The organism is Hyphomonas oceanitis, assembly GCF_036964545.1.
In the GTDB taxonomy this organism is placed as follows: Bacteria; Pseudomonadota; Alphaproteobacteria; order Caulobacterales; family Hyphomonadaceae; genus Hyphomonas; species Hyphomonas oceanitis.
On sequence record NZ_JBALTL010000004.1, the window covers coordinates 405,645 to 417,799 of the forward strand.

The following is a 12,155-nucleotide window of genomic DNA, read 5'->3' on the forward strand; positions in this document are numbered from 1 at the left end:
GACTTTGGTGAGAGTTCATCTTAAACTTTCCTGTATTGTGATGTGGTTCGCCGTCCGAGCCACATCGCAGCCAATAGGACTGCAAGACGAACAGACGCAGACCTTGGCCGCGCATTACACGTTTCAGTTTTTTTGCAGCTAAACGAAACAAGACGTCCAGCCCGCAGGCGCTTCCGCGACATTGCGAGACCCATTCTAGACTCACTCACGAGGCTGGGATCGCAGCCGTTCGCACCCTCGGAGTGAGCGTGCCAAGTCGGATGCGACGCCGCCCAATCAACCCTTGCGGGGTTACGCCCAGTATTCGGATATCGTTTCTATCCCAGCCGGCAGGTCGGCGTATCCTGGCTTGTAAGCGTTTCAGATATATCAGATGATTGTGTGGTCGATTTCATCTCCGGCGACTTCATCCATGCGAGATCCTGCCGGGAGAAATATGGGTTCATCGATTGGGACGGAGCGTGACGATGGCGACCTGGGCTGCATCACGCATTTTGCTCAGCCGTGTCCGGTCTTCATCGGTGGGGGCGCCAATTAGGTGGCAACACGATCGGCATCTCGGCAGTTGGTCAGTGAAGGCGCGCCAGCAACATTATCATGGAGCGAATGTCTCATCGGGTCTGAGTGGCTGGAGCCTTTGTCTGGCGGCAGCAAGCAGGCCGAGACCGGTCACCGCCGAAAGCGTGGACCCGATGATCACACTCAAAGTGACCGCTTGCAAAGCGGTCGGACTATCGAATGCAAGCGCCGCCACGAACAGGCTGATTGTAAACCCAACCCCCGCCAGAAAGGATGCGCCGAGCAAGTGAAGCCAGCTGACGCCGAGCGGTAATCTGCCTAACCCGCTCCAGACAGCCAGTCCGGCCGCGCCAAATACACCGAGCGGTTTGCCAAGGAAGAGGCCGAGCCCGGCGCCAAGGCTGGCTGGTCCGAGCAGGGAGGATGGTGTGATGCCCGCCAGATGAATGCCGGAGTTGAAAAAGGCGAAGATCGGCACAACCCCATAAGCGACCCATGGCTTCATACCCGCTTCGATAACCGTTAGAACAGGGCGCCCATTGATAGTCAGCGGAATGGTCCAGGCCACGAGGACACCGGCAATGGTCGCATGCACGCCTGATTCCAGAACCGCAACCCACACAAATATGCCTATCAGGACATAGGGCGTCATATTTGAAATGCGCATTCGGTTGAGCCCGATCAGGACGGCAAGGCCGAAACCAGCCATAGTCAGCGAGACGAGGCTCACCCCCTCAGTATAGAAGAGCGCGATGACAGCCAGCGTTCCGAAATCATCGAATACGGCGAGCGCCATCAGGAAGACTTTCAGACTGGCCGGAACGCGGGCACCAAGTACCGACAAGACGGCGAGTGCGAGTACAATATCGGTCGCGACCGGTACCGCCCAGCCATGTTCGGTGTCCGGGTTGCCCGCATTGAACATCAGATAGATTGCAGCAGGGGCGAGCATACCGCCCAGTGCGCCAATCGCGGGAAGGGCGATCCTGCGCGGCGATGCAAGGTCGCCGACCAAAACTTCTCGTTTGATTTCGAGCCCGATCGCAAAGAAGAAGAAGACCATCAGGCCCTCATTGATCCAATCGACAAGTGGTTTGGACAGCCCGACCTCTCCGAGTTGAATCGAGAAAGGCGTATGATGGATAAAATCGTAGGTCCCAACAGCTGGAGAATTGACCCAGATAAACGCGATGGACATGGCTGCGAAAACGCCAAGCGCAGCATGCCGTGTCGACGCGCTTGAATCGGCAGGCAGATGGCCAGCGGCTGCAATGGCTGCTTGCGCATCTGGAATGAAAGGGGCTTTGTCCACACAGTCAGATACGTCTGAATGGCATGCACCCCTTGGCCAAGCCAGCAATCGATCAACGTGTCCTGATATGCGCAAACTGCTCTGGTCGTATGAAACCACCACGATGCGTGCTGGTGATCACATCTGCGCACAATCATGCCTTGTGAAGAATTTCGTCTGCGTTTGAGTGGGCCGGACCACCGCCGCGTATCTGTATTAGTCGATCATGAAACATTCTGAGTTCGGGCGTCGAGAAAAACCGCCTTTACTTGGAGCCAAAAGAACGAACTCACACCGGCAAGGCACCTGATCGTCTGGACCGTATCTGCTCAGGAATGGGTGCAAACCGCTGCGGGACGGCTTCAATTGCGCACGGAGTATGGCCATCGAGGGGTATGAACCAGAGTGATGCAAATTACGTTTTTCGAAATCGATCCGCGTGACGCGGCAGCGTTTGACAGTCTGCAGCCGGACAACAGGATTAGACTGACAGATGAAACTCTGACCGCCGGAAATGCTGGCGCGTTCGTTGATGCTGAGATTGTTTCCACCTTCATATATTCGACGATTGATCGCGCGGTTCTGGATCAGCTGCCAGCGCTCAAATTGATCGCGACGCGATCGACAGGATTTGACCACATTGACACCGCCCTGTGCGCCGAACGCGGCATTATTGTGTGCAATGTGCCGGTCTATGGCGACAATACAGTCGCCGAACATGTCTTCGTCCTCCTTCTGGCACTTAGCCATCGACTTTTCGAGGCGGCAGAGCGTGCTCGATCTGGACCATTTTCACCTGCCGGACTGACCGGCTTCGATCTTGCTGGTAAAACGCTTGGCCTGGTTGGCACCGGCGCCATCGGGCGGCATGTTGTCCGCATTGCTCACGGGTTTGGCATGCACGTTCGTGCATTTGACATCGCGCCGGATTTCGATTTTGCGACGCGCGAGGGTTTTTCTTATCTGAGTTTTGACGACCTCCTGACGACCGCCGATATAATATCCCTGCACGTGCCGTCCACACCCCGGACCCGTCATCTTGTGTCTGCAGACGCCTTCAGGCGAATGAAAGATGGTGTCGTAATCATCAACACGGCGCGCGGCGACGTGATCGATACCCAGGAGCTGATCAAGGCGTTGAAAAGCGGAAAGGTGTCTGCCGCCGGACTTGACGTCCTGCCTGATGAACCCATGCTTCGCGAAGAGGCAGAGCTGATCTGTTCGGTTGATTGTGACGGACATGATCTGCGCACCCTGGTTGCCGACCAGGTTCTATTGCGGATGCCCAATGTGATCGTGACGCCTCACTCCGCTTTCAATACGCGAGAAGCCATCGCCCGCATTGCCGAAACCACAGTCGAGAACATCAAGACGTATCTAGCGGGCGAGCCGCAAAACCTGGTCGCAACGCAGCGAAATCTGTCACTGAAGGAGCAAGAGAATGCATGACAAGTCAATCCGGGTCGCCGTAAACGGTTACGGTGTCATCGGCAAACGTGTTGCCGATGCCGTGACACTCCAGGACGATATGCAGCTGGCAGGTATCGCCGATACCGCTGCTGACTGGCGGCTGCGTGTCGCAAACACGCGAGGCTACCGGGTCTTTGCGGCAACCTCAACGGCGCACAAATCGATGAGCAATGCGGGTATGATGCTCTCAGGCCATTTGGAAGACCTCCTGGACGAGGTAGATATTGTCGTCGATTGCACACCGAAACTTGTTGCAACCGGGAATGTTGCTCTCTACCGAAAGCGGGGGCTCAGATTCATCGTGCAGGGCGGCGAACCCCACGCCCTTACCGGGCATTCATTTGTCGCTGAATCGAATTTTGACAGCGCAGTGGGCAGATCCGAAACGCGAGTTGTCTCCTGCAACACGACGTCGATTGTTCGAACGCTGGGCGCGCTGAAACGGACAGGTTTGCTCAAAAAGGCGCGCGGCACGCTTTTGCGTCGCGCCACCGATCCCTGGGAAAGCCATCAGAGCGGCATCATGAACACGCTTGTCCCGGAACAACGCATTCCAAGCCATCAAGGCCCGGATGCACAAAGCGTTGATCCGGATTTCGATGTTGTGACGATGGCGGTCAAGGTGCCGGAAACACTTGCGCATCTGCATTATTGGAACGTTGAACTGTCGCGCGCCGCCGACCGAGAGGAGGTATTGGCGGCATTTCACTCTTCGACGCGTATCGCCATGGTCAGGCTGGACGAAGGACTGACGGGTATAAACAGTGTCAAGGAACTCATGGCCGACCTGAAACGTCCAAATGACAACCTATACGAAGTCGCTCTTTGGGAAGACCTGGTTACGATTCAGAATAATGAACTCTTTTATGCCTATATGGTCGACAATCAGGCGATCGTCATCCCGGAAACGATTGATGCGATCAGGGCGCTGACAGGGCTTTTGACAGATTCACAAAAATCCATCGCCAAGACCAATGCCGCCCTCGGTATTGGATCGGCACTGTATTGAAACGTGATGGCGTGGGTCGAGGCGTATGCGTTGCAAGATCGGCACGTGGCTCGAACATGTCCGCTAGCAGTGAGCCTGCGGTTTGGTGCCCGAATATATGGAGATTGATCCGGTCGGCGTAAGCGTGATGCTCTGCTCTTTGACATTAACAAATCCCGCACCCCGCATGAACTCTGGCAGCCGGCCGTCCTTGTTGGCTCTGGTGTCGGCATATCCATCGGTCAGGCGGACGAGGTTGAATGCGAGCTTCATCAGGATTGAGCGCTGCCGACCGTAATCAGCGATCAGCAGCTTGCCACCGGGTTTGAGGAGGCGAAAAGCGTTTGCGAGGATGCTTGTTTTCACCGGGATCGGGCATTGGTGCAGTACGAGACTGATCAGAATCTTGTCCGCGCTTCCCGGCCGGACAATGTGGTCAAGCTTTTCGTCGCCCATCGCGGTTACGAATTCGATAGCGGCTCCAGCTCTTACCGCTTTCGCTTCGGCGATCGTCCGTATGTCGGGGTCCGGATCAATTGCGACCATGCGAACGCCAGGCTGCGTTGTCTTGATCATACACGCCATGCTCGCGGTGCCCGCGCCAATATCGACGATTGTTTCTTCGTCCCTCGGCGCCAAAGCAACGAGCAGGCTGGCCCGCCATTTTTTCTCACGAGTCAGGAGAGTGATGACGCGATCATAAAGTTCTATCGAACCGCGAGGGCCGAGTGCAGGCGTGTAGGCAGGAGCTGGTAACCGGGTCATCGTTCGACCTTAGAGCGGAGCAACCCCACCAGTCTAGAATGTTTCAACGGTGTTGAAAAATGGCGGCTGTGTAAGTTCCTGGTGTAATGAGTGAGGGAAGGTGCCGTCCATGCCGTATCACCTTAGAGACTGGTTGCTGCTTATACGCGGCAGGCTTCGACCCTTACGCATTGGAGACACCGCTGATGAGACACCTCCAGGCCGACACGCATGCACCTTGCTCACACGCGCGTGCGCATTGTCCCCGGGGGCCCGCCTGCAGAGCCGCACTTCTGGCAATTGTCGGACTCGGCGTCGCGGCCCTTCCGGCCATGGCCCAGATCAATCTCTATGACAGTGATGCCGCAGCCATAGATGTTGGTCTCGACGCAGCCACCGTTACTTTCGTGCAAAGCAACCCCTGGTTTGGTGAGCCCGAAGCCAATATTGGCGTCGACACCAGCTCGTGGGCCGAGATCGCAATTGAGCCGCAGCTATACCTGACCTTGAAAAATGTATTCGGGGGGGAATTGTCAGCCGGCCTGTCTGCTGTCGGGACGAAGACATACGGTGAGAGCGCAGAAGGTTTCGCCGCCGGGATCAGTAACCCCGGCAAAGCGACGCTCGAAAAGCTCTATGTCGGCTGGAAAACACAACTTGGCGAGGATGATTTCTTCGAGGTCATCGGCGGAGACTTTGACTATGAAATTGGTACCGGATTCCTGATCAAGGATGGTGGCCGTGATGGCGGCGACCGAGGCGGCTTCTACCTGGGTGCCCGTTCGGCATCGCGCAGTAGCGGCCTCGTCCGCCTGAAGCAGGGAGATCTGCTGCTGGAAGGGTTCTGGCTTGGCAACAATCCGGGCCGCGCCGGTATCAAGGCGCATGTTGGCGGGGTCAATGCCGAGTATGACATCTCCGAGCGCGTCTCAATTGGCGCAACCTATGTCGAAGTCGCCCATTTTGATGACGCGGTCACCGCAAACACAGCCGAGGAACTTAAAACCTATGATGTGCGCGCCTCGATTGACGTCTCTGACCGGTTAACCATTTCTGGCGAGTACGCCCTGCAGAAAGGCGCCGGTTTCTATGAGGGCCAGGGCGGCTACCTTCAAGGCCGCTACAAGCTCGATAGCTTGCCATTTGAGCCGACACTGACCTATCGCTACGCCGTCGTCACAGGAGATGATCCGTCGACGCCGCAGAATGAAGAATTCGTGCCACTCGCTTATGGCTTCACCGATTACGGCCAATGGTATCAGGGTGAGATTACGGGCAACTGGATTTTCGGGAACTCCAACCAGAAAACCCATATGGTCAAAGGCTCTGCCACGCTGACTGACACCGTGTCGCTGACCGCTTCCTGGCTTAATTTCACACTGGATGAACCTGGCCTGATCGGTGTGGCCGATGAGGCATTCGGAGACGAAGTTGATATCTTTCTCGACTGGCAGGCGACCGATCGCCTGTTCCTGTCGGCCGCCGCCGCTGTGATGGTGCCGGGCGACGGCGCCAAACAATTTACGGGCGGTGATGAGGCCTGGTCTCACTTCATGCTTTACGCATCCGTTGCATTCTAGGAGAGGGGACAAAACATGTCAGACACAATAGAATCGGCAGACGCCCCGGTCCCATCGAAGGGATTCAAGTTTCCAACTGCCTACACAATCCTGTTCGCGCTCATTGCCCTCGTTGCGCTGGGGACATGGATCGTACCGGCAGGGCAATACCAACGAGCAGAGAATGCGGAACTGGGCCGAGAGGTTCCCATTCCAGGGACTTACGAAACCGTCGATGCCAACCCGCAAGGAATTGTCGAGGTTTTTCTCGCCCCGATTGGCGGATTTTACAATCCAGACAGCTATGAGGCGCAGGCTATCGATGTCGCGCTGTTCGTAATCATCATCGGCGGATTTCTCGGTGTTGTGACCCGGACGGGCGCCATCGACCACGCCATCGAACGCTCCATGTCGGCCTTGAAGGGGCGAGAGATCTGGATGATCCCGATCCTTATGGCCTTCTTTGCTGTTGGCGGTACGACCTATGGCATGGCCGAAGAATCGCTCGCCTTCTATGGGCTCCTGATCCCAGTCATGCTGGCAGCCCGGTTTGATGCCGTCGTCGCCGTTGCCGTTATCCTGCTCGGGGCGGGGATCGGCGTCCTTGGTTCGACGATCAATCCGTTCGCCACGGTTATCGCCTCAAACGCCGCCGGCATTGCGTTTACAGACGGGCTGACCTTGCGGGTCTTCATTCTGGTAACAGGCTGGGCGATCTGTTCGGCCTACGTGATGCGCTACGCCGTCAAGGTGAGAGCATATCCCTCCAAATCGATCATCGCCGACAAGAAAAACGAAATCGCTGCCCGCTTCAAGAGCGACGGCCATGATCCGGACGCGCCGCTCTCACGATCACAAATCCTGACCCTGATCATTTTCGCTGCGACCTTCGCCATCATGATATGGGGCGTATCTTCGCAAGGCTGGTGGATGGACAAGATGTCGGCCCTGTTCATCGCTGCATCTATCCTTGTCGGGGTCGCCTCCTGGATGGGTGAAGAGAGCTTTATCGACGCCTTCATGGCGGGCGCGAAAGACCTTCTCGGCGTGGCGCTCATAATCGGCATTGCACGCGGAATCGTGGTGATCATGGACGCAGGAAAGATGACGGACACGATCCTGCATGCGGGCGAAGGCGCCTTGAGCGGGCTCGGGCCCATCGGGTTCATCAACACCATGTTCGGGATAGAGCTTGGATTGTCCTTCCTGGTACCATCGTCCTCGGGTCTTGCCGTCTTGAGCATGCCAATCATGGCACCGCTTGCCGATTTCTCGGACGTTGACCGCTCGCTTGTGGTGACCGCCTATCAGTCGGCGAACGGGCTGGTGAACCTCATCAACCCGACCTTTGCGGTCGTCATGGGAGCACTCGCGATTGGCGGTGTGCCCTACCAGCGCTGGCTCCGGTTCATGTGGCCGCTCCTGCTCGGGCTGGTCGTCCTGGTTATGGGGTCTCTGACGATCGCAACCCTGATCAACTGAGCGGGCACAGTCTTCAACGCCGCATACAGAACCGCAATTCAACGTGTCTTTGAAAGGACCCCTCCAATGACAGGCTTCGGTGTACATTCTGAAATCGGCAAGCTACGCAAAGTCATTACCTGTCAACCAGGTCTCGCGCACTCACGGCTAACGCCCGCCAACGCCGATGCGCTGCTCTATGATGATGTTCTCTGGGTGCAGGAAGCCAGAACTGATCATGCCGACTTTCGCATGAAAATGGCCAATCGCGGGGTTGAAGTCTACGAATTTCATGACCTCTTGAGTGAAATTGTCGCGATGCCTGAGGCCCGCAACTGGATCCTCGACCGGCGGGTGACCGACGACCAGGTCGGCGTCGGCATGCCGGAGGAGTTGCGCGCCTGGCTGAGCGAACTTCCCCCCTATCAACTGGCGGTGTTTCTGATAGGCGGAATTGCCGTTCATGACCTGCCGTTTAAAGCCACTGACATGTTCGGCAGCTATCTGGGTCCAGACGGATTTGTCATCCCGCCACTGCCGAACACGCAGTTCCCGCGCGATAATAGTTGCTGGATTGGCAACGGCCTGACATTGAACCCGATGTTCTGGCCAGCCCGGCGCCCCGAAACGCTGCTCGTCGCCGCTGTCTACAAATTTCACCCGGCATTTGCTCATGGTGATTTCAAAGTCTGGTGGGGCGATCCGGATACCGATCACGGCCCCGCGACGCTGGAGGGCGGCGACGTCATGCCATGGGGCAACGGTACTGTCCTCATCGGGATGGGCGAACGCACCAGTCCGCAGGCGGTCGGACAAGTGGCCCGCGCCTTGTTTAAAAACGGGGCCGCGACCCGTGTCATCGCCTGTCAGATGCCGCGCGCTCGTAGTGCAATGCACCTGGACACGGTCTTTTCCCATTGTGACCGGGATGTCGCGACGGCTTTTGTCGAGGTTTGCGACCAGATCCAATGCTACACACTACAACCCTGCGACAAGCCGGACCACGTATGCGTTACAAAAGAGAGCCGTCACCTTTTTGTGTTAGCGGCTGAGGCGCTTGGGCTCAAAAAGCTGAACATCGTTCAAACTGGCGGCGACGCCTACAATCAGGAACGCGAGCAATGGGACGATGGCAACAATGTCGTCGCCCTCGAGCCGGGGGTCGTTGTTGCGTACGACCGCAACACCTCGACGAACACGCTCCTGCGCAAAGCCGGTATCGAAGTGATCACGATCCGTGGATCCGAACTCGGGCGAGGCCGCGGCGGTGGCCATTGTATGACCTGCCCGGTCTGGCGCGATCCGGTCGATTTTTAAGTGCCCGTTTGGCACCCGTATATTCATGATGAGGACGTATAATGGCCTATAATCTTCACGGACGCAGTTTCCTGAAACTGCTGGATTTCGACCAGCGCGCAATGCGCTATCTTCTCGATCTGTCGCGCGACCTGAAACGCGCGAAATATTCCGGCATCGAACACCAAAGCCTGAAAGGCAAGAATATCTGCCTGATCTTCGAGAAGGCCTCGACGCGTACGATGTGTGCGTTCGAGGTCGCGTCCATGGATCAGGGAGCGGGCTTTACCTATCTCGGGCCGTCCGGCTCGCACATCGGTCACAAGGAATCAATGAAGGACACGGCCCGGGTCCTCGGGCGAATGTATGATGCGATCGAATATCGCGGCTTTGGGCAGGAAAAGGTCGAAGAACTTGCCGCCTATGCGGGCGTGCCCGTATTCAACGGTCTGACGGATGAATGGCACCCGACCCAGATGCTGGCGGACCTGATGACGATGCACGAACATGCCGACAAGCCGCTCCGCGATATATCCTACGCTTTTGTCGGCGATGCCCATAGCAATGTGGGTCATTCCCTCATGATCGCCGGGTGTCTGATGGGTATGGATGTCCGCATCGCTTCGCCCAGGAGCCTCTGGCCAAGCGACGACTATTTGCAGCCTGCCAAAGAGCTGGCAGCCCGGTATGGAGCCCGGCTGACGATCACTGAAGACCCGGTCGAAGCCGTCAAGGACTGTGACTTCATCAATACTGATGTCTGGGTGTCGATGGGCGAGCCAGCCGAGGTCTGGGAAGAACGGATCAAATTGCTCAGGCCTTATCAGGTCAATGCCGATTTGATGGCGGCAACAGGCAAGCCGACAACCAAATTCATGCATTGCCTGCCGGCATTCCACAACGCAGAAACCGACGTCGGCAGGGACATGCTGGAGAAATTCGGGATATCCGAAATGGAAGTTACTGACGAGGTCTTTGAATCGCCCGCGGGAATCCAGTTCGAGCAGGCCGAGAACCGGCTGCACACGATCAAGGCCATTCTTGTGGCCACGATCGGCGGTTGATCCATGCGTATACTGGTTGCCCTTGGCGGAAACGCCCTGTTGAAACGCGGTGAAGCGCTGACGGTCGAAAACCAGCGCGCCAATGTGAAGATTGCTGCAAGAGCGCTTGCCCCCCTGGCTCGGGATCACGAGCTGATTATTACGCATGGCAATGGGCCCCAGGTCGGATTGCTGGCACTGCAGGGGGCGGCCTACAAGCCAGACGAAGCCTTCCCGTTGGATGTTCTCGGCGCCGAGACCGAGGGCATGATCGGGTACGTGATCGAGCGCGAGCTTCGAAACTGCCTGCAAGGGGACAAGGAGATCGCGACACTGCTCACCATGATCGAGGTCGATGCGCTTGATCCGGCGTTTGAAGCGCCGAGCAAATTTGTCGGACCGGTCTATTCCAGGGTTGATGCAGAGCGTCTTGCGGCTGAAAAAAAATGGCAAATCAAAGCGGATGGTCAGGATTGGCGCCGTGTTGTTGCTTCCCCCAAACCTCAGAAAATTCTTGAACTGAATCCGATCAAATGGGTGCTCGACCGCGGCGCAATTGTGATCTGCGCCGGTGGAGGGGGGATTCCGACAGTCCGGGGAGAGGATGGTCGACTCAAGGGAGTGGAAGCCGTCATCGACAAGGATTTTGCCAGCGCGTTGCTGGCCCGCGAACTAGAAGTGGATCTCTTCATCATGGCGACCGATGTCGATGCGGTCTATGTCGATTGGGGACAACCCTCGCAGCGCCGCATTGTAGAAGCGGAACCTGATGCTCTGGACGCGTATGATTTCCCGGCGGGCTCAATGGGCCCAAAGGTCAGAGCCGCTTGCGCGTTTGCGCGCCATAGCGGCGCAAAAGCAGCGATCGGGGCATTGAAGGATATCGAGGCGATTGTTGCAGGTACGGCTGGCACGCTTATCTTCAACTCGGTTCGCGGCCTGAGCGAGGAATCAGTTTGACACGCCGACGTGCTCCTGGGCGCTTTGGAATCGGACTTTACCGTCCTGTACGGCATTTTCTGCTTTATGCCTCCATGGGCGCGGTCATCGGCGTCATGGTCCTTCATCCCATCATTACGCTCGTCTTGTGGATGGAGTATGGCGCTCTGTTTTCACCAGAGTATTCTGACTTTGGCCGATTTGCCTGGGAGCGCGTGAGCGGAGCGCCAGTTTACCATCTCATGGCAATGAATGCCATTTTCGCTGCACTCGGCGCGGCAATCGGAGTGGTCTTTGCCGTTCTGACACGGGCCCTATCTGTTCAGTTGCGTAAAGCCGAAGGACTCCTTGAGGATCTCCAAACGGCATTGCCTAGCGTCATTGCCGGAGGTGAAAACGAGTTCACCGAGTTCAAATCCACTTTGCGGTGGGATATCAATGAATCGAGGACCAATAGAAGTCTTGAGCAAGTCATTGCCAAGACAACCGCTGGATTGATGAACCATGAAGGCGGTCGTCTCCTAATCGGCGTGACAGATGCAGGCGAGCTGACCGGAATTGAACAGGATCTTAAAACGCTTCGGCAGCCGTCAGTTGATGAATTCGAGCGCGCCTTGACGGGTATAGTAAAGACGTATCTGGGGGGTGTCGCTTGCACGCTGATCAGGTGCCGGTTCCTGAAGATCGACGACATGACAATATGCTGGGTGCTCGTAGAGCGCGCCGCAGAACCAGTCTTTCTCGTCTTGTCGGATACCTCGAAATATTATGTCCGCACCGGAAATTCGACGCGCGAGTTGAACGCCGCGGAAGCACATGATCATATTCAGCGAAAGGGGAGGTAG

Annotated in this window: 10 protein-coding genes; 8 read left to right on the forward strand and 2 right to left on the reverse strand. The window is 56.8% G+C overall.

What is annotated here, in order from left to right:
* Nucleotides 1–595: 595 nt before the first annotated feature.
* The gene (nhaA, locus tag V7651_RS13545) at nucleotides 596–1,774 is read right to left on the reverse strand and encodes a Na+/H+ antiporter NhaA (RefSeq protein WP_418887249.1); all 1,179 of its coding nucleotides are present in this window, start codon (nucleotides 1,772–1,774) and stop codon (nucleotides 596–598) included.
* Between the two features lie 444 nt (nucleotides 1,775–2,218).
* Here nhaA and V7651_RS13550 point away from each other — a divergent pair, with 444 nt between their 5' ends.
* Both V7651_RS13550 and V7651_RS13555 read left to right on the forward strand, forming a co-directional pair.
* Nucleotides 2,219–3,259 (forward strand): hydroxyacid dehydrogenase, encoded by a 1,041-nt coding sequence (locus V7651_RS13550; protein ID WP_273183375.1) that lies wholly within the window; start codon nucleotides 2,219–2,221, stop codon nucleotides 3,257–3,259.
* Nucleotides 3,252–4,289: a type II glyceraldehyde-3-phosphate dehydrogenase gene (locus V7651_RS13555; RefSeq protein WP_335613459.1), complete on the forward strand. Its 1,038-nt coding sequence runs from the start codon at nucleotides 3,252–3,254 to the stop codon at nucleotides 4,287–4,289. The genes V7651_RS13550 and V7651_RS13555 overlap by 8 nt, the downstream gene beginning before the upstream one ends.
* 63 nt (nucleotides 4,290–4,352) lie before the next feature.
* Here V7651_RS13555 and V7651_RS13560 read toward each other — a convergent pair whose 3' ends face one another.
* Nucleotides 4,353–5,033 carry a class I SAM-dependent methyltransferase gene (locus V7651_RS13560; protein WP_045698043.1) on the reverse strand — a complete coding sequence of 227 codons (681 nt, stop codon included), beginning with the start codon at nucleotides 5,031–5,033 and terminating at the stop codon, nucleotides 4,353–4,355.
* 185 nt (nucleotides 5,034–5,218) lie between these two features.
* On the opposite strand from V7651_RS13560, the gene V7651_RS13565 reads away from it, so the two are divergent.
* The 6 genes from V7651_RS13565 to V7651_RS13590 all read left to right on the forward strand — a co-directional run bounded on the left by V7651_RS13565 (nucleotide 5,219) and on the right by V7651_RS13590 (nucleotide 12,155).
* A complete protein-coding gene (locus V7651_RS13565; RefSeq protein WP_335592525.1) occupies nucleotides 5,219–6,592 on the forward strand; it encodes an alginate export family protein in 1,374 nt (457 codons plus the stop codon).
* Nucleotides 6,593–6,607: 15 nt separating this feature from the next.
* Entirely contained in the window at nucleotides 6,608–8,053 is a 1,446-nt protein-coding gene (locus V7651_RS13570) for a YfcC family protein (protein WP_335613460.1), read from the forward strand.
* 66 nt (nucleotides 8,054–8,119) lie between these two features.
* Nucleotides 8,120–9,349 (forward strand): arginine deiminase, encoded by a 1,230-nt coding sequence (locus tag V7651_RS13575; protein ID WP_045698049.1) that lies wholly within the window; start codon nucleotides 8,120–8,122, stop codon nucleotides 9,347–9,349.
* A 41-nt stretch (nucleotides 9,350–9,390) separates the two neighbouring features.
* On the forward strand, nucleotides 9,391–10,392 hold the full coding sequence (gene argF, locus V7651_RS13580; RefSeq protein ID WP_335613461.1) for an ornithine carbamoyltransferase: 1,002 nt from the start codon (nucleotides 9,391–9,393) through the stop codon (nucleotides 10,390–10,392).
* Nucleotides 10,393–10,395: 3 nt separating this feature from the next.
* Nucleotides 10,396–11,331, forward strand: a complete 936-nt coding sequence (arcC, locus tag V7651_RS13585) for a carbamate kinase (RefSeq protein WP_335613462.1) — start codon at nucleotides 10,396–10,398, stop codon at nucleotides 11,329–11,331.
* 74 nt (nucleotides 11,332–11,405) lie between these two features.
* Nucleotides 11,406–12,155 carry an AlbA family DNA-binding domain-containing protein gene (locus V7651_RS13590; protein WP_335592520.1) on the forward strand — a complete coding sequence of 250 codons (750 nt, stop codon included), beginning with the start codon at nucleotides 11,406–11,408 and terminating at the stop codon, nucleotides 12,153–12,155.